Here is a 22,308-nt window from a genome sequence, read left to right on the forward strand (position 1 = left end):
GGTGATGACGCTTCGCGAATAGGTGGGACCTCGGTGTGTGACACCCGCATCGATGGACTACATGCATGAAACTGCGCCCTTCCAGGGTGTCAGACACCCATCCTGGCGAGGGCTGCCATTCTATCCATCCTCAATAGGATCCAGCTCGACACCGCAGCGCAGCGTGCGAGAATTGCAGATCGACTTACCGAGGGGCGGTCCGCGTGAAACACCTGCTTGTCAGTCTGGACAGACTGGATGATTTCGATGAAATCATCGACGTGCGCACCCCGCTGGAATACGCCGACGATCACATTCCGGGCGCCCGCAACGCGCCAGTGCTCGACAACGAAGAACGCGCCCTGATCGGCACGATGTACAAGCAGGTATCTCCCTTCGAAGCATCCCGCGCGGGTGCGGCCATCGTCGCTCGCAACATCGCCCGCCATCTGGAAACCACCTTCGCCGACCGCCCGCAAGGCTGGCGTCCGCTGATCTACTGCTGGCGAGGCGGCAAGCGGTCGGGCTCGATGACGTTGATGTTCAACATGATCGGCTGGCGCGCCCGGCAACTCGACGGCGGCTACAAGACTTACCGGCGCGCCACCCTCGACGGCCTGCAAACGCTCCCACAACCGCTGCGCTTCGTCGTACTGACCGGCCCCACCGGCAGCGGCAAGACGCGCTTGCTGCACGCGCTGCGGGACGCAGGCGCGCAGCCGCTGGACCTGGAAGACCTTGCCTCCCATCGGGGTTCGCTGCTGGGCGCATTGCCCGGCGCGGAACAGCCCACGCAGAAGCGCTTCGACACGTTGCTCGCGGTCAGGCTGCGCGAACTCGACGCCAGCCAACCGGTGTTCGTCGAAGCAGAAAGCCGCAAGATCGGCGCGGTGGAACTGCCCGCATCCTTGCTGCATGCCATGCATCAGGGTGACTGTGTCGAAGTCCGCGCCAGCCGCGACGACCGCACGCGCTTCCTGCAGCAGGATTACGCGCGGCTGTTCGACACGCCGGATTGGCTCAAGGCGCAGTTGCAGCGCATGGTGGGACTGCACAGCCGAGAAACCATCAAGGGCTGGATAACGCTGGTGGACGAAGGCCGCCGTGAAGACCTGGCGCGCGAACTGATCGACAGGCACTACGACCCGGCGTACGCGCGCAGTTCGCAATCGCACTTCGTGCGCCTTGCGCAAGCCGTGCAGGTGGATTTCCGGCCGAACGACGCCGATGTGGTTGAACAGGCACGGGCGTTGATCGGCAGAAAGACGTAGATCACTCCCGCAACGCGACTAGGACTCCGACTACGACTACGACTACGACTACGACTACGCGTGGTCAAACGCGCACCATCACCGCGCAGAAAACAAAAAACCCGCAGAGCAATAAGCTATGCGGGTCTTGAGGCAACCTTGGTTCACTGGTGCAAGTGTCTTTGGCGGAGACGGTGGGATTCGAACCCACGATGCAGTTTTTAGCCACATACTCCCTTAGCAGGGGAGCCCCTTCAGCCTCTCGGGCACGTCTCCGAAAAGAGAACGAGATTCTAGCACGATTTTTTTGGCTCTTGCCTGCGATCGGGGCGTTCACGCAAAAAAATCGTGCCGGACCTGATTCATCAGACCTTGGTGGCCGGCGCCTGGTCCAGACCGAAGGCCTTGTGCAGTGCGCGCACGCCCAGTTCCATGTACTTGTCGTCGATGATGACCGAGGTCTTGATTTCGCTGGTGCTGATCATCTGGATGTTGATGCCCTCTTGCGAGAGCGTCTGGAACATCAGGCTGGCGACGCCGACGTGCGAGCGCATGCCGATGCCGACGATGGAGACCTTGGCGACCTTTTCGTCGGTGGACAGTTCACGGGCACCGACGGCGGGGATGACTTCGCGCTTGAGCAGGTCGACGGCGCGCGTGAATTCGTTGCGGTTCACGGTGAACGAGAAGTCGGTCGTGCCGGCCACGGACTGGTTCTGCACGATCATGTCGACGTCGATGTTGGCGGCGGCGACGGGACCCAGGATGGAGAATGCGATGCCGGGTTTGTCGGGAACGCCCAGCAGGGTGATTTTGGCTTCGTCGCGGCTGAAGGCGATGCCGGAGACAACGGCGGCTTCCATTTTTTCGTCTTCCTCAAAAGTAATCAGCGTGCCCGAGACCATTTCTTCGTCGAGCGGGATAAGGGGGTCGGTCAGCGAGGACAGGACCCGGACCGGAACACGATATTTGCCGGCGAATTCGACCGAGCGGATCTGCAGGACCTTGGAGCCCAGCGAGGCCATTTCCAGCATTTCCTCGAAGGAAACGACGGACATGCGGCGCGCTTCGGGCACGACGCGCGGATCGGTCGTGTAGACGCCGTCCACGTCGGTGTAGATCAGGCATTCGTCGGCCTTGATGGCGGCCGCCACGGCTACAGCCGAGGTGTCGGAGCCGCCGCGGCCCAGCGTGGTGATGTGGCCGTCAGGGTCGATGCCCTGGAAGCCCGTCACGATGACCACGCGGCCGGCGTCCAGATCAGCGCGCACGCGGGCGTCGTCGATGGACGTGATGCGGGCTTTCGTGAACGACGAATCGGTGCGCACGGGCACTTGCCAACCGGCATAGCTGCGTGCGGACACGCCTTCGGCCTGCAAGGCAATGGCCAGAAGGCCGCTGCTGGCTTGCTCGCCGGTGGCGGCGATCATGTCGAGTTCGCGGCCGTCGGGCTGGGGCGAGAGCTCGCGCGCCAAGCCCAGCAGACGATTCGTCTCGCCCGCCATGGCGGACGGAACAACAACAACCTGGTGGCCGGCGGCGTGCCACTTTGCGACGCGACGCGCCACGTTTCTGATGCGCTCGACCGAGCCCATCGAAGTACCGCCATATTTGTGAACGATCAGGGACATCTCGTACTCTGGCTGGACACCCGCCGCAAGTGTTGACGGGCAAAACCATATATTCTAGCGCGACGGTAAAAATTTGCGCAGTTTGCGCAGATTTATGTCCATTTTCGGGGTGAATACGGTGTTGGGCTTGTCGATACCGCCCCAAATCGGAGTAGCTGACTTCCTACCGCAAACCGGCGTCGGAACCCGCTTCCGATCCGGCTTACGTACCGGCCTGCATACCGCCTTACATCCTGATCTACAAACCGGCCTGGCCCCGGCGCTCCACCCACACGCGGCCGCGGTGACATCGAATCACGTGGCCCGCCTGCTCCACTCGCAATTGCCGGTCATGGCCCAGGCTGTGCAGGCCACGCAACTGCCTCAGCAGGTCCGCCATGCGCGCGTCGGTGGGCATCCGCGCCCCATTTCGCTCCAGCCAATACCGCAACACCTGCGACTGACGGGCGGGCGATAGTCCGCGCCACGCCTGCAACGAAAAACTGGCGTCATCGGCACCGGGATCCAGCCGCGCAAAATCTTCACGGGCGACTTCGTCCAGAATCTCTGCCGCCTCTGCCATGTGCCGCGCATGGCGCGCGACGATGCCGCGCCAGCCGGGCCAGCGTGCATCCAGCACGGGCGCCAGCAATTCACGCAGTGCGGCACGGGTGTAGCGCGGATCGGCATTGGTGGGGTCCTGCACGGCGCGCCAGCCGATGGCTGCCTCTACGTCATCGGCCGCCTGAAGAATCGCGCTGCGATCCTGCTCAAGCCACGGGCGCACGTACGACACGCTATCGCGCTGCATTACCGGCGCCATGGCCGCCATGCCCGCCAGCCCGGTCCCGCGCAGCAGGCGCAGCAACACGGTTTCCGCCTGATCGTTGCGATGGTGGGCGAGCAGGATGTGGTGGACGGCGTGCTCCTGCGCCAACCGGGCGAGCGCGGCATACCGCGCATCGCGCGCAGCGGCTTCGATGCCCTTGCCGCTGGCCGGCTCGACCTGCACGCGCGCCTCGATAAGCGGGACCGACAGTCTTGCGGCCAGGGCTTGGCCGTGTCGCGCCCACTCGTCGGCCTGCGCCTGCAAACCGTGGTGCACATGGAAAAGCATCACCTCGATGCCCAGCAGCGGCGCAACGGCGGCCGCATGTACAGCCAGCATGGCCGAGTCCGCGCCGCCGCTGAACGCCACGGCAATGCGGCGCGGACGCTCGGGCAGTGCCTGGAGCATCTGGCGCAACGCCGCGGCAAGCGCGGTGGAGATTGGCAGGGAGGGAATGGCGCCCGCGTCGGCCCGGGGATGGCTGCCGGGCGGCGGGACGTCAGTCATGAGCGTGCAAGGGCGCGGGGGCCGCGGCGCCGGCAAAGGGCCGGCGCCCTGCCCGCTTTACGCGCGCACTTCCTGGAAGGCGCCGTACGAGCGCACGCGCTCAAGGCGCTGCTCGACGAGCTGTTCGGGGGTCATGCCCTGAAGCTGGCGCAGGGCGTCGCCGAGCGCGCGGCGCAAGAGGCGGGCCATGACGCGGGGGTCGCGATGAGCGCCGCCCACGGGTTCGTTGACCACGCGGTCCACCAGACCCAGATCCTTGAGGCGGGGCGCGATGATGGCCAGCGCGTCGGCGGCCTCGGGGGCCTTGTCGGCGCTGCGCCAGAGGATCGAGGCGCAGCCTTCCGGCGAAATCACGGCGTAGGTGGCGTATTGCAGCATCAGCACGGCGTTGCCGACGGCAATGGCCAGCGCGCCGCCCGAACCGCCTTCGCCGATGATCGTGCAGATCAACGGGACTTTCAGTTCGGCCATGGCGTAAAGATTGTGGCCGATGGCTTCGGACTGGCCGCGCTCTTCGGCGCCAATGCCGGGATAAGCGCCCGGGGTGTCCACGAAGGTGAAGACGGGAATGCCGAATTTTTCAGCCAGGCGCATCAGGCGCAGGGCCTTGCGATAACCCTCGGGGCGCGGCATGCCGAAGTTGCGCGCGGCGCGCTCCTTGGTGTCACGGCCCTTCTGGTGGCCGATGACCATGCACGGCGTGCCGTTGAAGCGCGCCAGGCCGCCCACGATGGACTGGTCGTCGGCGTACATGCGGTCGCCGTGCAGTTCATGGAAGTCGGTGAACATTTCGCGCACGTAGTCCAGCGTGTAGGGACGCTGGGGGTGACGCGCGACAAGCGCCGTTTGCCAGGGCGTGAGCTTGGCGTAGATCTCCTTGGCGAGCGTCTGGCTCTTCTGCTGCAGACGTCCGATTTCATCGGAGATGTCTACCGCCGAATCGGCCTGCACATAGCGCAGCTGCTCGATCTTGTTCTCAAGCTCGGCGAGCGGCTGTTCAAATTCCAGAAATGTATTGCGCATGTAGTGTGGTTCCGTAGATGGGCTGCCTGGTTTGCGTCAGTATTGGACCGGCGTCGGTTCCAGACTGCGCCACAGATACCAGGTCGCCACGGTACGCCAGGGCTGCCACGCCAACGAGACTTCGCGAGCCTCGAAGCGAGAGACAGGCTCGCCGCTGAAATAGTGTAGCGAGATTGCCTTGAGCAACCCGGGATCATCCAGCGGCAGGACATCAGGCCGCTGTAGATTGAAAATCAAAAACATCTCCGCCGTCCAGCGTCCGATGCCGCGGATGGCGACCAGTTCCGAAATGACGGCCTCGTCGTCCATGGCCGCCCATTTCTCGGGATGGACCCGGCGCTCGCCGAAATGCACGGCCAGGTCGAGCACATATTCGGCCTTGCGTTGCGACAGTCCGGCCTTGCGCAGGCCGTCCAGGCCAACGCGCAGCACGGCGACGGGCGTGGGGCGTTTGCCCACGGCGTCGATGAACTTGGTCCAGACGGCATCGGCCGCCTTCGGGGAAATCTGTTGCCCGATGATCGCCCGCGCCAGCGTGATGAACGGCGTGCCGCGCGAGGTCAGCCAGACCTCCGGGTGCTGGGGGATGATCTTTTTCAGAATGCGGTCGCGGCGCATCAGGTGCGCCACGGCGGCCTCCCAGTATTCAGGCTTGGGAATCTCGAGATCTGCGGTGGACATGTCCGGCGTATCCTGCGGGGTCACGCGCGGCGCCATTGCGTCAGGCCGCCCGGTTTGTCGTCCAGCTCGATGCCGGATTCGCGCAGCTCGGCGCGGATGCGGTCGGCTTCGACAAAGTTGCGGGCAGCCTTGGCGGCCGCGCGCGCGTCGATCAGGGACTGGATGGCGTCGGCATCCAGCGTGCTGCGCGCGCCTTGCTCGATAGCGGCCGCGGAATAGCGGGTGGCGGATTGGAAGTACGTGGCGGGCGCCTGCTGCAGCAGGCCCAGCAGCGAAGCCAGGGCCTTCATCTGACCGGCGCTGCGCGCGCTTTTGGTGCGGTTGGCCTCGGAGGCCAGTTCGAACAACGCGGCCACGGCGCCCGAGCTGTTGAAGTCGTCGTCCATCGCGGCCTTGAAGGCCTGTGCCTGCGGCTCGTTCCAGTCAATGCCCTGATCGTCGGCCGGCACGTTTTGCAGGGCCTGGTACAGGCGATCCAGCGCGTTCTGCGCGTCGATCAGGTTGTCCGGCGTGTAGTTCTGCGGGCTGCGGTAATGGTTGCGCACAATGAAGAAGCGCACCATTTCCGCTTCGCGCGGGTTCACCTGGTACTCGGACTGGTCAGCCGCCGGGTCATTCTGCGCGACGGTCTGGCGGATGGTGCGGAAGTTGCCCAGGGACTTGGACATCTTGTCCGAATCGACCATGAGCGGGCCGCAGTGCATCCAGATGTTGGCCAGCGTGCCGCCGAACGCGCCCTCGGTCTGGGCGATCTCGTTTTCATGGTGCGGGAATTTCAGGTCCGGACCGCCACCGTGGATGTCCAGCGGCAGACCCAGCAGCGACTTGCTCATGGCCGAGCACTCGATGTGCCAGCCCGGGCGGCCCAGGCCGTACGGCGATTCCCACTTGGTGTCGGCGGGTTCCTCGGCCTTGGCGGACTTCCAGAGGACGAAATCGAGCGGATCGCGCTTGCTGGATCCCACCGCCACGCGCTCGCCGGCGCGCAGGTCATCGAGCGTCTTGCCGGACAGCTTGCCGTAGCCGGGGAAACCGCGCACGGCGTAATTCACGTCGCCGTCTTCGGCCTGGTAGGCCAGCCCGTTGGTTTCGAGCTTGCCGATGATGTCGAGCATCTCGCCCACGTACTGCGTGGCGCGGGGTTCGCGATCAGGCGATTCGACGCCCAGCGCGCGCTCGTCGGCATGCATGGCGTCGATGTAGAACTCGGTGACTTCGCCGATGCGGCGGCCCGTTTCCACGGCGCGGCGGATGATCTTGTCGTCGATGTCCGTGATGTTGCGCACGTAGTCCACCGACAAGCCGCTGGCGCGCAGCCAGCGCTGCACGACGTCGAACGACACCAGCATGCGGGCGTGGCCCAGATGGCAGAAGTCGTACACGGTCATGCCACACACGTACATGCGCACCTGGCCGGCCTGGGCCGGTTTGAACGGTTCTTTGGTACGCGATAACGTGTTGTAGATTTGCAGCATGGCGCGATAGGTTTCGTTTAATGTTCCGTGGCGGTTTCGGAAAGTTGCTGTCGACGGAACATACCGTCAACGCGTGCCGCCCAATTCGCCGCCCCATTTACATTGCCGCCCCGATGGCAGTGCAGTTCCATTGGCAGCGCTGTCCATTGGCAGTGCAGTCCTGGCAGTCTGTCCCGGCAGTGCTGTCCCGGCAGTGCTGTCCCGGCAGTGCTGTCGGTGCAGTGCTGTCGGTGCGGGATCGATGGCCCGTATTCTTCCGGTGGCCCCTATTCCCTACTGCCTTGAACGCGATGGTCGAGCCAAAAACGCAACCGGGGCTAAAATGGCGGTCGTCAAGTATAGCAAGCGGCCCGGTCGCGCGCGTAAGCGCCAGCCGGCCAAGACTTTTAACGGAAAGCCCACGTGACTATCAAGCCGCGTTTTTGCGTTGCCCTGCTCGCCCTGGCCTTGGCCGGCGCGCCGGCGGGCGTCGCCCTCGCCCAGTCGATGAGCGGCGGCGCGGGAGAAAACCCCAACGCCACCCGCACCACCCTGGACCCGATTCCGCCTGAGGGCGGCTGGGACGCTCTGGCCAATCTGCTGGAAGCCGCCAAGCCCAGCGTGGACACCCGGCTGATCCCCTCCGCGTCGCAGATCACGACGCACATCGAGCGCATGCTGAACCGTGGCGAAAACGCGGAAGCGCTGGCGATGATCGAAAAGCGCCAGGCCGAGATCAAGGACCAGCGCGGCACCGACGTGCAGCTCATGTTCCAGCATGCGCGCGCCCTCGCCGCCCTGGACCGCACGAACGAAGCCATCGACATCTACAACGATATGACCACGCGGTTCCCGGAATTGCCGGAACCCTGGAACAATCTGGCAGCTCTATATGCTGGACGCGGCGAACTCGACCGTGCGCAGGATGCCCTCCAGATGGCATTGCGCGCAGACCCGAACTACGCTGCCGCCCGCGCCAACCTCGGCGACCTGCAATTGCTGCAGGCCTTGCGGACCTACAAGGAGGCCGCCGGCGACGGCGTGCCTGGCATGCGGGAAAAGGTCCGCGAAGTTGAAACAATGTTGAAGGATAAACAAGGCAAATGATGTCCCGTTACTCCCCTCTTCACCTGCTGCGCCTGACGGCGTGCTCGTTCGCACTGGCTGCATTCGCTCCGGCGTTCGTCAGCGCCGCGCCCGCAGCCTCTTCTTCTCCCTCCACCTCCGAAGGCACCAAAACCATGAGCACCAATCCCCGCGTCAAGCTTCAAACGAACCAAGGCGACATGGTCATCACCCTGGACGCCGCCAAGGCGCCCAAGTCCGTTGAAAACTTCCTGACTTACGTCAAGGAAGGCTTCTACAACGGCACCGTGTTCCATCGCGTGATCGACGGCTTCATGGTCCAGGGCGGCGGCTTCGAACCCGGCATGAAGCAGAAGCAGACCCACGCCCCGATCGAAAACGAGGCCAACAACGGCCTGAAGAACGACAAGTACACCCTGGCCATGGCCCGCACCAGCGATCCGCACTCGGCCACCGCCCAGTTCTTCATCAACGTGTCCAATAACGACTTCCTGAACTTCACGTCGCCCACGCCGAACGGCTGGGGCTACGCCGTGTTCGGCGCCGTCACCGAAGGCCAGGACGTGGTCGACAAGATCAAGGGCGTGAAGACCGGCAACAAGGGCTTCCACCAGAACGTGCCGAACGAAGACGTCATCATCGAGAAGGCCGAAGTTCTTGAATAAGATCTCCCTGCCCGGCCCGGTCTGGCTGGCATCCGACCTGCACCTGGGGCCGGCCACGCCGGCCACCTCGGAGGCCTTCCTGGCCTTTCTGCAGGCGGCAGAGGAAGAGGCGGCAGCCCTGCTGCTGCCCGGCGACATCTTCGACGCCTGGATTGGCGACGACGTGATCCGCGCCGCCCCGCCGTGGCTTGCCACGGTGCTGGTGGCGCTGCGCAATACGGCCGCCCGCATCCCGGTCTGGCTGGGGCGCGGCAACCGCGATTTCCTCATCGGCGAGGAACTGGCAAAGGCCGTGGGCGCCAGCCTGCTGCCCGAGCCGGCACTGCTGGAAACCGATTTCGGCCAGGTCCTGCTGACGCACGGCGACGAGTTCTGTACGGACGACGCCGCCTACCAGCAGTTCCGCAAGATGGTCCGCAACCCGCAATGGCAGGCCGAATTCCTGGCCAAGACCATTCCCGAGCGGCTGGCCATGGCGCAGCAGGCACGGGGCGAGAGCCAGGCGGCCAACCAGACGAAGTCCATGGAAATCATGGACGTCAACGCGGACGCCATCGAATCGATCTTCCGCGAGACGGGCGTTCGCGTGCTGGTGCATGGCCACACGCATCGCCCCAACCGCCACGTGCTCGATGTCGACGGCCAAAAGCGCGAGCGCTGGGTGCTGCCCGACTGGGACTGCGATCACGTGTCGCCGCCGCGCGGCGGCTGGCTGGTCATTGACCGCGACGGGCTGCAGTTCTACGACCTGGAAACGGAAGCGTAGACGCCACCCGTCCCATGCCGGACAAAACAAGGGCCGCTTGAGAAAGCGGCCCTTTTTCTTTCTGCGATCGCCGTGTGGCGGGAGGAATCAGCGCGTGAAGATCCAGGCCGCCACGATGCCGCCGAAGATGATCCGGTACCACGCGAACACGCGGTACGTGTGGTTGGCCACGAAGCGCAGCACGGCCCGCACCACCACCATGGCGCTCAGGAACGCCGCGATGAAGCCCACGGCGATGCCCGACAGGTCGTGCTGGGTCAGCAGGCCGAAGTTCTTGTACATGTCGTAGGCCGCTGCGCCCAGCATGGTCGGCATGGCCAGGAAGAACGAGAATTCGGTGGCCGTCTTGCGCTGGATGCCGGCGATCATGCCGCCGATGATGGTGGCGCCCGACCGCGAGGTGCCGGGAATCATCGCAAAGCACTGCGCCACGCCCACGCCCAGCGCCTGCTTCCAGGTGATCTGTTCCAGCGTGTGCGCCGACGCGCGCTCGTCCGAGGCGGTGTCGTCAGCGGCGCCCGGCGCATCACCCGGCGTGTGGCGCGTGCGGCGTTCGACGTACAGCATGATCAGCCCGCCCAGCACCAGCGTCACCACGACCACCGCCGGGTGGTAGAACACCGATTTGATGGTCTTGATGAAGATCGCGCCGATCACCGCCGCCGGCAGGAAAGCCAGGATCAGGTTGCGGGTGAAGGCCACCTCGCTGGGCACTCCCGTCAGCGTGCCGCGGATCAGCTTGAGCAGCCGGGCTCGGAAGACCCACATCACGGCAAGGATGGATCCAAGTTGGATGACCACCTCGAACACCTTGCCGTCGCCCGAATCGAAATTGAGCCAGTCGCCGACCAGGATGAGGTGGCCCGTGCTGGACACGGGGATGAATTCCGTCAGGCCTTCCAGGATGCCCAGGATGAATGCTTTGATCAGATAGAGCGAGTTCTCGGTCACGGGCTGGGGTCTCTCTCTGTTAGTCGTTGGCTAGGGTTGCTTCGTCAGGAAAATGCTCTTCGGGGCGCTTCTCGACCCGCACCAGCGCGATGCGGCGGCCATCCATTTCCAGGACTTCGAAGCGGAAATGCTGGTGATGGATCTGGTATTCGCACACGTCGCCCGGCTTGGGCAGGTGTCCGAAGCGCGAGAGCAGATAGCCCGCAAGCGTGGAAAAGTCCTGGGCGTCGTCGACCAGCCCTTCGGTTTCAAGCACCTGCTCGACGTGGTGCAGGTCGGCCGCCCCGTCGATCTTCCAGGTGTTGTCGCCGTCCGCCACGATGTCGGGCAGCTCGTCTTCGTCGGGGAATTCGCCGGCGATGGCCTCGAAAACGTCGATCGGCGTCACCAGCCCCTCGATGGCGCCGAACTCGTCAGCCACCAGCACGAGCTGGCCGCGCGAGCGCTTGAGGGTGTCCATGAGGCGCAGGATGCCGATCGACTCGTGCACGATGATGGGATCGCGCAGGCGGTTGCGGCGCACACGGCCCTCGGTGATCAGGTCCGCGATCAGATCCTTGGCGCGGCCGATGCCGAGCACCTCGTCCAGCGAGCCGCGGCACACCGGGAAGAAGCTGTGCGGCGCCTCGGTGAGCTGGCGGCGGATGTTGTCGGGATCGTCGTCGATATTGATCCAGGAAACGTCCGTGCGCGGCGTCATGATGGAACGGATGGAGCGCTCGGCCAGCGTCAGCACCCCGCTGACCATGTTGCGTTCTTCGACTCCGAAGGCCTGTACTGCCGGGCTGCCGGCATTGGGCAGGTCGGGTTCGTCGCTGGCCGGCGGCCGCTTGCCCAGCATGCGCAGCACGGCCGAGGCGGTGCGTTCGCGCATGGGAAAACGGGCGTCGAGCTTGAGCAGGTTGCGGCGCGCCACCTGGTTGAGCGCCTCGATGGCCACCGAGAACCCGATGGCGGCGTACAGATAGCCCTTGGGCACCTTGAAGCCGAAGGCTTCGGCCAGGAGCGAAAAGCCGATCATCAGCAAGAAGCCCAGGCACAGCACCACCACCGTCGGGTGGGCGTTGACGAAGCGCGTCAGCGGCTTGGACGCAATCAGCATGATGCCGATGGCAATGATGACCGCGATCATCATGATGGCCAGGTGATCCACCATGCCGACGGCGGTAATGACCGAGTCCAGCGAGAACACCGCATCCAGCACCACGATCTGCGTGACGATCACCCAGAAGCTGGCATAGACGCGCGGGCCGGACGAGCCGGTGTGCATGCTGCCTTCCAGGCGCTCGTGCAGTTCCATGGTGCCTTTGAACAGCAGAAACAGGCCGCCCACCATCAGGATCAGGTCGCGCCCCGACGGCGATAGCGGACCGATATTGAACAGGGGGGTAGTCAGCGTGACCAGCCATGACATGACGGACAACAGGCCCAGGCGCATGATCAGCGCGAGGCTCAGGCCCATGATGCGCGCGCGATCGCGCTGCGCGGGCGGCAGCTTGTCCGCCAGGATGGCGATGAAAATCAGGTTATCAATGCCCAGGACGATCTCAAGGACGACCAGGGTAAGCAAGCCGACCCACGCAGCGGGGTCCAGCAGCCACTCCATCAGGAGCTCCAGAAGTTACACGACCGGTAATCGTACATGGAAAATCCATGACATGCCGGTGACGCATCCCCTCCGTAAGCCTGATGGACAGAGGCTTTGGGCCGTATGGACTAAGGCTTGCAAGCGCCTGAAACGGGCCGTGTGTCCCGGTTTACACGCGCCGCGCGTCAAACGTTGCGGGCATGAAAAAGCCGGCCCCCCGGCCGGCTCTTGCTTGTCTCAACAGACCCGTCGGGACATCAGCCGCCGACTTTGAGCGTGCCCTTCATCATGGCCCAGTGGCCGGGGAAGGAGCAGAAGAATGCGTAGTTTTCGCCAGCGGCGAGCTTGGAGACGTCGATCTTGACGGAGTCGGATTCGCCGCCGCCGATGACCTTGGTGTGGGCGATGACGCGGGTGTCGCCCGCCTTGACGTAGTCTTGTGCCAGCCCGGCGCCCATGCCGTCCGTGGCGACGGCCTGCTTGTCGGCTTCCTTGGTGAGGACCCAGTTGTGGCCCATTGCGACCTTGGCCATTTTGCCGACGTGCTTGAGGTTGACCGTGAATTCCTTGCAGCTCTTGTCGACCACGATTTCCTTGACGTTGAACTGCATGGCGTCGTTGCTTTCGACGGTGGCTTCACATTGCGCGGCCAGCACGGGCAGGCTGGAGGCGGAAAGAAGGATGGCGAGGGTGGCTTTTGCCAGCATGAAATTCTCCGATGACACAGCGGTCGATGCACGTACGCCAGCCAGATGCAGACGCCGTTGCCGCCGCGGATCAGTGTAGGACTGCCTTCCCCTCGCTCTCTTGACATCCATCAACACCCCCTGCGGATACCCCTCAAAACTCAGGAACTTCCCCTACATTTCGTAGGGCTATTAGGCCTTCGACTCTGGCAGATTGACAAACCGCAATCCGGTCCTGGGTGCATGTTCGTAGGATGCCCGTAAGCAAACACGACGAACAGAGTTCAGCATGCGCGGCAGTACCGAAGTACCCCACCGGTTCACCAAACACATTCAGGCCGCGTTCTTTGTTTTATGGCTTCCCTGTCTGTTCCTGGCGCAAACCGCGCAGGCGCAGCGCCTGCCTGACTTTCTTGCCAGCACACCCATCACAGACGTGTTCCCCGGCGCCGACCGCACCGGTCCCGTCGAAGGCAAGCCCGCAATTGCCCGCGTGTTTGCAGGCAACAAGCCACTGGGCCTTGTCTACCTGACCACCGACGTCGTCAACACCCGCGGCTACTCCAGCAAACCCATCGACGTGCTGGTGGGGCTTTCCGACAGCGGCCGCATCATGGGCGCAAAGCTGGTCGAACACCACGAGCCCATCGTGCTGATCGGCATCCCGCAAGCCAAGGTCGATCACTTCATCCAGGGCTACGTCGGCCTGAACTTCGTCGACTCCCCGCCCCGGCACGGCGCGCCGCCGCCCGTCGATATCGTCAGCGGCGCCACGGTCACACTGATGGTGATCGGCGACACGATCACCCGGTCCGCCATCGCGGTGGCGCGCGCCCACGGCATCGACAAGTCGGGCGCGCCGCGCCAGGCCGCGCAACCAGTGGCAACCCGCGTCATCGACGAAAGCAAAGACACCGTGCAGACCTGGCAGGAAATGCTTGACGCCGGCGCCGTGAAGAACCTGCGCCTGACGCCCGACGACGTCAATCAGGCGTTTCTGCGCTCCGGCCGCAAGGACGCCGCCGAACACGGCGAAGGCGGCCCCGACGACACCTTCATCGACCTGTACGCCGCGCTGGTCAGCGCCCCGTCCATCGGCCGCAGCCTGCTGGGCGACATCGGCTGGCAGCGCCTGAAAGAACGCCTCAAGCCCGGCCAGCAGGCCGTGCTGGTCGCCGGCAACGGTCTCTATTCGTTCAAGGGTTCGGGCTACGTGCGCGGCGGCATCTTCGACCGCATCGAGGTCATCCAGGACGAAAGCGCCTTCCGGTTCCGCGACCGCAACCACCAGCGGCTGGCCGACGTCAACGCCAAGGGCGCGCCGGCGCTGCGCGAAGTCGCCCTCTTTGTCGTGCCCGAGGATGCCTCGCTCGACCCGGTCAAACCCTGGCGCCTGCAACTGATGGTGCAGCGCGTGCTCAGCGTGTCGGACAAGGCGTTCGTCACGTTCGACCTGCCGTATGACCTGCCCACTGCCTACACCCGCGCCGTCGCGCCGCCGACCGCATCCGCACCAGCAGGCCAACCCGCCACTGCACCCGCGCTTTCGCCCGACGTCGAAACCGCCCCGCCCGCGTTGTGGAAGCAAATCTGGCAAGGCAAGGCCGGCCAGATCGCCATCCTGACCGTCGCCCTGACGGTGCTGGTCGGCATCTTCTTCTTCCAGGATCAACTGACGTCGCGCCCGTTGCTGCACGACCGCCTGCGCCTCGCGTTCCTGGCCTTCGCGCTGTTCTGGATCGGCTGGTACGGGCAGGCGCAGTTGTCCATCGTGAACGTACTGACGTTCTTCTCGGCCCTGCGCACCGACTTCCGCTGGGAATACTTCCTGATGGACCCGCTGGTGTTCATCCTGTGGTGCGCCACCGCCATCTCCATGGTGTTCTGGAACCGCGGCGCGTTCTGCGGCTGGCTGTGCCCGTTCGGCGCGCTGCAGGAACTGACCAACCGCATCGCCCGGCGGCTTGGCGTGCGCCAGCTCAAGATCCGCCACGGCGTGGCGCAGCGCCTGTCCACGTTCAAGTACGTGATCTTCCTGCTGCTCTTCGGCTTCTCGCTGTACGACCTGGCGGTCGCCGAACAACTGGCCGAAGTCGAACCCTTCAAGACCGCGATCATCCTGCACTTCGTGCGCCACTGGCCCTTCGTGCTGTTCGCCGTGGCGCTGCTGGCCGCGGGCCTCTTCATCGAACGCTTCTTCTGCCGCTACCTCTGCCCGCTGGGCGCCGCGCTGGCCATCCCCGCCCGCCTGCGCATCTTCAATTGGCTCAAGCGCTACCGCGACTGCGGCAACCCCTGTCAGCGCTGCAACATCGAATGCCCCGTTCAGGCGATCGACCCCTCCGGCGAAATCAACCCGAACGAGTGCATCCAGTGCCTGCACTGCCAAATGCTTTACCACCACAAACAGAAGTGCCCTCACCTGATCCAGAAGCAGGCTAAGCGTGAGCGGCGCCCGGCTCCGCCCCCTGAGCCGTCGGTGCAGGAAGTCGTTCTGCACCGCATGCCGACGCCCAACTCGGCAAATCGCCCCAACCGGGAATCGTGAAACACGGTTTTCGTACCGCGGCGCACTGCGCCGTCCCTACCTAGGAGTTATCCATGTCCGACAAGACCCCCGAAAAAGCCGGCCTCACACGCCGAAGCTTCCTGGGCACCGCAGCCATCACCGGCGCGGCCGGCCTCGTAGCCGGGGCGCAGATGTCCACCGCGCACGGCAAAGAGGGCAAATCAGGCAACGGCGCCGTGCTCGGGCATGTCGCGCCGGGCGAGCTCGACGAATACTACGCGTTCAACTCCAGCGGCCAGTCCGGCGAAGTCCGCGTGCTGGGCCTGCCGTCCATGCGCGAACTCGTGCGCATCCCCGTGTTCAACCATTGCAGCGCCACCGGCTGGGGCCGCACCAACGAAAGCCGCAAGGTGCTGACCGAAGGCCTCACGCCTGAAACCCGCGAGTACCTGAAGGACAAGGGCGGCGTATTCCCCAACGGCGACGCCCACCACCCCCACCTGTCGTTCACCGACCAGACCTACGACGGCCGCTACCTCTTCATCAACGACAAGGCCAACAACCGCGTGGCCCGCATCCGTCTGGACGTGATGAAGACGGACAAGATCGTTGAACTGCCCAACGTGTCGGGCGTGCACGGCCTGCGTCCGCAGCGCTATCCGCGCACCGGCTACGTGTTTGCCAACGGCGAGCACATCATCCCGCTGCCCAACGACGGCAAGGTGCTGGACGATCCCAAGAAGAACTTCTTCTCGGTGTACTCGGCCATTGATGGCGACACCATGAAGGTGGCGTGGCAAGTGCTGGTCGACGGCAACCTGGACAACGGCGACGCCGACTACCAGGGCAAGTATTCGTTCGCCACCTGCTACAACTCCGAGAAAGGCGTCACGGTCGAGGAAATGTCCGCCAACGAGCAGGACTGGGTCGTGGTCTTCGACCTCAAGCGCATCGAGAAGGCGGTCAAGGACGGCGACTTCAAGACGATGGGCGGCGTGCCGGTGGTCGACGGCCGCCACGGGTCCAAGTACACGCGCTACATCCCGGTGCCGAATTCGCCGCACGGCTGCAATGCCGCGCCCGACGGCATCCACCTCATGCTGAACGGCAAGCTCTCGCCCACGGTCACCGTGATCGACGTGCGCAAGCTGGACGACCTGTTCGCCGACAAGATCAAGCCGCGCGACTGCGTCGTGGCCGAACCGCAACTGGGCCTGGGCCCGCTGCACACCGCGTTCGACGGCCGCGGCAACGCCTACACCACGCTGTTCATCGACAGCCAGATGGTCAAGTGGAACATCGACAAGGCCAAGCGCGCGTACAAGGGCGAAAAGGTTGATCCCATCCTGCAGAAGCTGGACGTGCACTACCAGCCGGGCCACAACCACTCGACCATGGGCGAAACCAAGGAAGCCGACGGCAAGTGGCTGGTGTCGCTGAACAAGTTCTCGAAAGACCGCTTCCTGAACGTGGGTCCGCTCAAACCCGAAAACGACCAGCTCATCGACATCTCCGGCGACGAGATGAAGCTCGTGCATGACGGCCCCAGCTTTGCCGAGCCGCACGACATGTGCCTGGTGCACCGTTCCAAGATCAACCCGATCAGCGTCTGGAAGCGCGACGACCCCATGTGGGAAGACGCCCGCCAGATCGCCAAGAAGGACGGCGTGTCGCTGGAAGACGCGGCCAAGGTCGTGCGCGACGGCAACAAGGTCCGCGTGTACATGATGGCCGTCGCGCCGATGTTCAGCTTGAAGCAGTTCGAGGTGAACCAGGGCGACGAGGTCACCGTGTTCGTGACCAACATGGAAGTGATCGAAGACCTGACGCACGGCTTCACGCTCGAAGGCCACGGCATCGCCATGGAAATCGGACCGCAGGCCACGTCGTCCATCACGTTCAAGGCGGATCGCCCCGGCATCTACTGGTACTACTGCCAGTGGTTCTGCCACGCGCTGCACATGGAAATGTCCGGCCAGATGATCGTGCACCCCAAGAAGTCTGCGTAACGATCCATGGCTGCCATCGCAACCTTGCGAAACGCGGCGTGGGCCGCGGCCGGCTTCGTGCTGGCCGGCTTCGGCCCGGCCCTGCACGGGGCGGCCGCGGCCGCCACCCTGGAGGTCGCCGCAGGCGCCGACCTGGCGCAGGCCGTGGCCGCGGCGCAGCCCGGCGACACGCTGCGGCTGGCGCCCGGCACCTACCCCGGCGCCATCGTCATCGACAAACCCCTCGTCATCGAAGGACCGCAGGACCGCTCCGCCATCATCGCCGGCACCCGCGAAGGACGCACGCTGTGGGTCAAGGCCGCGGACGTGTCGCTGCGCAACCTGACCGTCACGCGCTCCGGGCTGGACCTGCCCGCCATGGACGCGGGCATCTTTCTGGACCGCACCGCGCACCGCGCGGTGGTCGAACACAACGACATCCTGGATAACCTGTTCGGCGTTTATGTATGGGGCCCGCAGGACGCGATGGTGCGCGGCAACCGCATCGTCGGCAACCAGGAACTGCGCGTGGCCGAGCGCGGCAACGGCGTGTCGCTATGGAACACGCCGGGCAGCGCGGTGGTGGACAACGACATCTCCGCCGGCCGCGACGGCGTTTTCGTGAACACCAGCAAGCAGAACCGGTTCACCGGCAACCGTTTCCATGACCTGCGCTATGGCGTGCACTACATGTACACGAACGACAGCGAGATCAGCGGCAACGTGTCCACCGGCAACGACATAGGCTACGCCATCATGTACTCGCACCGCCTGGTCGTTACCGGCAACGTGGCGGTGAACAACGTGGAGCAGGGGCTGATGATGAACTACGCCAACAACTCCGACATCTCCGGCAACACCGTCGATGGCGCGGGCAAGTGCGTGTTCATCTACAACGCCAACAAAAACCGCTTTGCGGACAACCATTTCTCCAACTGCGACATCGGCATCCACTTCACCGCCGGCTCCGAGGGCAACCGGATCTCAGGCAACGCCTTCATCAACAACCGCAACCAGGTCAAGTACGTGGGCACGCGGGTGATGGAATGGTCGGACAACGGCCGCGGCAACTACTGGAGCGACAACACGGCCTTCGACCTGGACGGCGACGGCATCGCCGACACGGCCTACCGCCCGAACGACGTGGTGGACCAGTTGCTGTGGCGCGCGCCCGCCGCGCGGATTCTGCTCAATAGCCCCGCCATCTCGGTGGTGCGCTGGGCGCAATCGCAGTTCCCCGCGATCCTGCCAGGCGGCGTGATCGACAGTAAGCCGCTGATGAAGCCTGTGCGGGAACGGATCGATTATGGCGGTGCGGTGGCCAACGGGAAGCCCGGTGCATCGCCTGATGCAAAAAGCGCCGCCAACCCCGTCGCAATAAACGGCGCGAAGCGCGCCGAGGACAATCAATGAGCAACCCACTGGTGACGCTTGCGGGCGTCAGCAAACACTATGGCGGCCACAGGGCGATCAGCGTCCTGGACCTGGACCTGCGCGAAGGCGAATGCGTGGCGCTGGCCGGGCACAACGGCGCGGGCAAAAGCACCCTCATCAAGCTGATCCTCGGACTCATCCGACCCACGCACGGGCGCGTCACGCTCTTCGGCCAGGACGCGCACAGTCCGGCCGCCGCGCGCCTGCGTGACCGGATCGGCTACCTGCCCGAAACCGTGGCGCTGCATCCCGCGATGACGGGCGCCGAGACCCTGGCCTTTTACGCGCGCCTGAAGCGCCAACCCGTGTCGCGCAACGCGGATCTGCTCGAGAAAGTGGGGATCTCCGGCGCGGCGCACCGCCGCGTGGGCGGTTATTCAAAAGGCATGCGCCAACGGCTGGCGCTGGCGCAGGCGCTGCTGGGCGCCCCCCGCATCCTGCTGTTCGACGAGCCCACCACCGGCCTTGATCCGGCGTCGCGTCTCAAGTTCTACGAGATCGTGCACGAACTGCGCGCAAGCGGCGCCACCATTCTCCTCAGCACGCACGCCTTGTCGGAGCTGGCCGGCCACGCCGACCGCATCGTCGTCATGAAGGCGGGCGTGAAGATCGCCGACGGCGGCATGTCGGCGCTGCGCCGCGACACCGGGCTGCCCATCCGCATCAGCGTCACGCTCGGGCCGGACAACGCATCCGCCCCGCCCTCCTCGGCCTGGCGCCAGGTCGACGCCAACCGCTACGAACGCCTGTGCCACGAATCGGACAAGGTCGAGGCCATCCGTAGCATCGGCGCCATCGGGGCGCCCATCAGCGACCTGGACATCCAGGTCCCGGGGCTGGACGACATCTACGCCCATCTGCTTGAACGGGAAGACGCATGAACGCCGTAAGCACAATCATCGGCAAGGAAATCCGCGACGGCCTGCGCAATCGCTGGGTCCTTGCCACATCGCTCCTGTTGGCCGCTCTGGCGCTCGCGCTCGGCCTCTTGGGCAGCGCCCCCACCGGAGCAGTCAAGGTCGATCCGCTGACCGTCACGGTGGTCAGCCTGTCCAGCCTCTCCATCTTCCTGGTGCCACTCATTGCGATGCTGCTGGCGTATGACGCCATCGTCGGCGAGGTCGACCGCGGCACCATGGCCTTGCTGCTCAGTTATCCGGTGTCGCGCTGGCAGGTCATCATGGGCAAGTTCATCGGGCACCTGGCCATCCTGGCCATTGCGACCGGTGCGGGGTATGGGTCGGCAGGGCTGGCTTTGCAATGGGTCTACGGGGGCATGGACGCAGGCGCCTGGCGGCCCTTCGCCATGCTGATCGGGGCCAGCGTCCTGCTGGGCGCCAGCTTTCTGGCAATGGGCTACCTCATCAGCACGCTGGTGCGAGAACGCGCCACGGCGGCGGGCATCGCGCTGGGCGTCTGGCTGTTCTTTGTCGTCATCTACGACATGGGCCTCCTGGGCGTGCTGGCGGCGGACCAGGGTCGCCACGTCACGCCGGGCATGCTCAATGCCCTGCTGCTGGCCAATCCGTCCGACGTGTACCGCCTGCTGAACCTGACCGGGTTCGAGAACATTTCCATGTATGCGGGCATGGCCGGCGTCAGCGATCAGGCCCACATGCCCGTGCCGCTGCTGGTGGCGGCGCAATTGCTGTGGATCGCGGTGCCGTTTCTGCTGGCCGCCTTCTGCTTCCGGAGGAAACAGCTATGACGCTGAAACGTTGGGCCGCAATGGCGGCCTTCTCGGCCATCGTGCTGGCGGTCTCGGCCTGCGGCGGCGACGAACCCGCCGCGCCGCCACCCGCGCCGCAGGCCGTCTCCGCCGACGCCGTCGGCCACTACTGCGGCATGATGCTGCTGGACCATGCAGGGCCGAAGGGCCAGATATTCGTAAAGGGCCGCGCCGCGCCGGTGTGGTTCTCGTCCATCAAGCAGGTCTTCGCCTACACGCTGCTGCCCGAAGAACCCAAAGGCCTGGCCGCTATCTACGTCAACGACATGGCAGCCGCCGGCCCCGATGGCGCGGCGGACCTGAAAGCATGGGTCGACGCACGGCAAGCCTTCTACGTCATCAACTCCAGCTTCATCGGCGGCATGGGCGCCGAAGACGCCATTCCGTTCTCGGATCAGACGCGCGCGCTGGCCTTCGCTCAGACCCACGGCGGGCGTGTCGTGCGTTTTGCCGACGTGCCCGAGGACTATGTGTTTGCTCAATAGAGCCAAGCCCTCCGACCTGCCTCATGAGCCCGCGCCAATCGCGCCTTAATCAGTCGATATCGCCATGAACCCTCCCGCCCGCCGCCGCTTCCTCGGCATCATCGCCGCGTCTTCCGCGCTGGCCCTCGCTCCCAGCTTCCTGCGCCGCGCGCACGCGGCCATCTCGCCGACGCGTTGGCAAGGCGTGGCGCTGGGCGCGGACGCGGAATTGCGGCTGTACCATCCCGACCGCCAGGCCGCCGAACAGCTCATCGAGCGGGCGTTGCAGGAACTGCGTCGCCTCGAGGGCGTGTTCAGCCTGTACCGCGACGACAGTGCGCTGTCGATCCTGAACCGCCAGGGATTTCTGGTCGATCCCCCCTCCGACCTCGTCCGCCTGCTTAGCGAAAGCCGGCACTACGCGGACCTGACGGGAGGTCTCTTTGATCCGTCCGTGCAGCCGCTGTGGCGCGTGTACGCAGATCACTTCGCGCGGCCTGACGCGTCCCAGGATGGTCCGGCCCAGGCGGACATCGCCCGGGCGCTGCGATGCGTGTCGTACCAGGACATCAAGATCGACCCGCAGCGCATCGACCTGCAGCCGGGCATGGCGCTGACGCTCAACGGCATCGCGCAGGGCTACATCACCGACCGCGTGACGGACCTGTTTCGCAACGCCGGGCTGGAACGCGCACTGGTCGACATGGGCGAGATACGCGGACTGGATGCGACGGCCAATGCAACGGGCTGGCGCGTCGGGCTGGCCGACCCCATGTCGCCGGACCAGATCCTGGCGCAGGTGCCGATCAGCAACCAGGCGCTTGCCACTTCCGGCGGCTACGGCACGCCGCTGGATGCCGCGGGACAGTATTCGCACCTGTTCGATCCGCACTCCGGTCGGGCGCGGCCGCTCTATCGCAGCGTGTCGGTCATGGCATCCACCGCCACAACTGCCGATGCCCTGTCCACGGCGTTCTCGAACATGCCGTTGGAACGCACCGCCGCGCTGGTGCACAGCCTGGGCGTGCAGGCGTGGATGGTGTTGCCAGATGGACAACTGGTAGCGCAGACCGGCGTAGCCTGATTGCGCGCCGCATGAAAAAACCGGC

19 protein-coding genes and 1 tRNA gene are annotated in these 22,308 nt (G+C 65.0%); 11 read left to right on the top strand and 9 right to left on the bottom strand.

Annotation, left to right across the window (positions count from 1 at the left end; translation table 11 throughout):
• The first annotated feature begins 203 nt into the window (after nucleotides 1-203).
• The gene (gene mnmH, locus AB3147_RS19340) at nucleotides 204-1,250 is read left to right on the top strand and encodes a tRNA 2-selenouridine(34) synthase MnmH (RefSeq protein ID WP_367352739.1); all 1,047 of its coding nucleotides are present in this window, start codon (nucleotides 204-206) and stop codon (nucleotides 1,248-1,250) included.
• 162 nt (nucleotides 1,251-1,412) lie between these two features.
• Here the strand turns inward: mnmH and AB3147_RS19345 are convergent.
• From AB3147_RS19345 to cysS, 6 genes are all read right to left on the bottom strand, one after another.
• Nucleotides 1,413-1,505: transfer RNA gene (locus tag AB3147_RS19345), tRNA-Ser, on the bottom strand.
• An 89-nt stretch (nucleotides 1,506-1,594) separates the two neighbouring features.
• A complete protein-coding gene (locus tag AB3147_RS19350; RefSeq protein ID WP_175124234.1) occupies nucleotides 1,595-2,860 on the bottom strand; it encodes an aspartate kinase in 1,266 nt (421 codons plus the stop codon).
• A gap of 238 nt (nucleotides 2,861-3,098) precedes the next feature.
• Complete coding sequence (gene tilS, locus AB3147_RS19355; protein WP_367353561.1) at nucleotides 3,099-4,076, bottom strand: tRNA lysidine(34) synthetase TilS; 978 nt, start codon at nucleotides 4,074-4,076, stop codon at nucleotides 3,099-3,101.
• Between the two features lie 156 nt (nucleotides 4,077-4,232).
• Nucleotides 4,233-5,198: an acetyl-CoA carboxylase carboxyltransferase subunit alpha gene (locus tag AB3147_RS19360; RefSeq protein WP_175186447.1), complete on the bottom strand. Its 966-nt coding sequence runs from the start codon at nucleotides 5,196-5,198 to the stop codon at nucleotides 4,233-4,235.
• A 36-nt stretch (nucleotides 5,199-5,234) separates the two neighbouring features.
• Complete coding sequence (locus tag AB3147_RS19365; protein WP_175124237.1) at nucleotides 5,235-5,879, bottom strand: DNA-3-methyladenine glycosylase family protein; 645 nt, start codon at nucleotides 5,877-5,879, stop codon at nucleotides 5,235-5,237.
• Nucleotides 5,880-5,899: 20 nt separating this feature from the next.
• Entirely contained in the window at nucleotides 5,900-7,354 is a 1,455-nt protein-coding gene (gene cysS / locus AB3147_RS19370) for a cysteine--tRNA ligase (RefSeq protein WP_367352740.1), read from the bottom strand.
• A gap of 402 nt (nucleotides 7,355-7,756) precedes the next feature.
• Here cysS and AB3147_RS19375 point away from each other — a divergent pair, with 402 nt between their 5' ends.
• From AB3147_RS19375 to AB3147_RS19385, 3 genes are all read left to right on the top strand, one after another.
• Complete coding sequence (locus AB3147_RS19375; RefSeq protein ID WP_175124239.1) at nucleotides 7,757-8,440, top strand: tetratricopeptide repeat protein; 684 nt, start codon at nucleotides 7,757-7,759, stop codon at nucleotides 8,438-8,440.
• A gap of 134 nt (nucleotides 8,441-8,574) precedes the next feature.
• Nucleotides 8,575-9,084 (top strand): peptidylprolyl isomerase, encoded by a 510-nt coding sequence (locus AB3147_RS19380; RefSeq protein ID WP_175124240.1) that lies wholly within the window; start codon nucleotides 8,575-8,577, stop codon nucleotides 9,082-9,084.
• Entirely contained in the window at nucleotides 9,077-9,850 is a 774-nt protein-coding gene (locus tag AB3147_RS19385; protein WP_175138602.1) for a UDP-2,3-diacylglucosamine diphosphatase, read from the top strand. The genes AB3147_RS19380 and AB3147_RS19385 overlap by 8 nt, the downstream gene beginning before the upstream one ends.
• A gap of 87 nt (nucleotides 9,851-9,937) precedes the next feature.
• Here AB3147_RS19385 and AB3147_RS19390 read toward each other — a convergent pair whose 3' ends face one another.
• The 3 genes from AB3147_RS19390 to azu all read right to left on the bottom strand — a co-directional run bounded on the left by AB3147_RS19390 (nucleotide 9,938) and on the right by azu (nucleotide 13,096).
• Nucleotides 9,938-10,801 (bottom strand): undecaprenyl-diphosphate phosphatase, encoded by an 864-nt coding sequence (locus AB3147_RS19390; RefSeq protein WP_175124242.1) that lies wholly within the window; start codon nucleotides 10,799-10,801, stop codon nucleotides 9,938-9,940.
• A 19-nt stretch (nucleotides 10,802-10,820) separates the two neighbouring features.
• Nucleotides 10,821-12,407, bottom strand: coding sequence for a TerC family protein (locus AB3147_RS19395; RefSeq protein WP_175124243.1), 1,587 nt, complete (start codon nucleotides 12,405-12,407; stop codon nucleotides 10,821-10,823).
• Nucleotides 12,408-12,646: 239 nt separating this feature from the next.
• Complete coding sequence (gene azu / locus AB3147_RS19400) at nucleotides 12,647-13,096, bottom strand: azurin (RefSeq protein WP_175124244.1); 450 nt, start codon at nucleotides 13,094-13,096, stop codon at nucleotides 12,647-12,649.
• 268 nt (nucleotides 13,097-13,364) lie between these two features.
• On the opposite strand from azu, the gene AB3147_RS19405 reads away from it, so the two are divergent.
• The 7 genes from AB3147_RS19405 (at nucleotide 13,365) to AB3147_RS19435 (ending at nucleotide 22,283) form a co-directional block, all read left to right on the top strand.
• Nucleotides 13,365-15,623, top strand: a complete 2,259-nt coding sequence (locus AB3147_RS19405; RefSeq protein WP_367352741.1) for a 4Fe-4S binding protein — start codon at nucleotides 13,365-13,367, stop codon at nucleotides 15,621-15,623.
• A gap of 53 nt (nucleotides 15,624-15,676) precedes the next feature.
• Nucleotides 15,677-17,593, top strand: coding sequence for a TAT-dependent nitrous-oxide reductase (gene nosZ / locus AB3147_RS19410; protein WP_175138605.1), 1,917 nt, complete (start codon nucleotides 15,677-15,679; stop codon nucleotides 17,591-17,593).
• A 6-nt stretch (nucleotides 17,594-17,599) separates the two neighbouring features.
• A complete protein-coding gene (locus tag AB3147_RS19415; RefSeq protein WP_367352742.1) occupies nucleotides 17,600-18,985 on the top strand; it encodes a nitrous oxide reductase family maturation protein NosD in 1,386 nt (461 codons plus the stop codon).
• Nucleotides 18,982-19,887: an ABC transporter ATP-binding protein gene (locus tag AB3147_RS19420; RefSeq protein ID WP_239215714.1), complete on the top strand. Its 906-nt coding sequence runs from the start codon at nucleotides 18,982-18,984 to the stop codon at nucleotides 19,885-19,887. The genes AB3147_RS19415 and AB3147_RS19420 overlap by 4 nt, the downstream gene beginning before the upstream one ends.
• Nucleotides 19,884-20,714 (top strand): ABC transporter permease, encoded by an 831-nt coding sequence (locus AB3147_RS19425; protein ID WP_175124248.1) that lies wholly within the window; start codon nucleotides 19,884-19,886, stop codon nucleotides 20,712-20,714. Before AB3147_RS19420 ends, AB3147_RS19425 begins: the two co-directional genes overlap by 4 nt.
• Nucleotides 20,711-21,220 carry a nitrous oxide reductase accessory protein NosL gene (locus tag AB3147_RS19430; protein ID WP_175124249.1) on the top strand — a complete coding sequence of 170 codons (510 nt, stop codon included), beginning with the start codon at nucleotides 20,711-20,713 and terminating at the stop codon, nucleotides 21,218-21,220. The genes AB3147_RS19425 and AB3147_RS19430 overlap by 4 nt, the downstream gene beginning before the upstream one ends.
• A 64-nt stretch (nucleotides 21,221-21,284) precedes the next feature.
• Nucleotides 21,285-22,283, top strand: coding sequence for an FAD:protein FMN transferase (locus AB3147_RS19435; protein ID WP_367352743.1), 999 nt, complete (start codon nucleotides 21,285-21,287; stop codon nucleotides 22,281-22,283).
• The last annotated feature ends 25 nt before the right edge of the window (nucleotides 22,284-22,308 follow it).

Origin of the sequence: Achromobacter animicus, from assembly GCF_040775605.1 — a bacterium.
GTDB lineage: Bacteria > Pseudomonadota > Gammaproteobacteria > Burkholderiales > Burkholderiaceae_B > Achromobacter > Achromobacter animicus.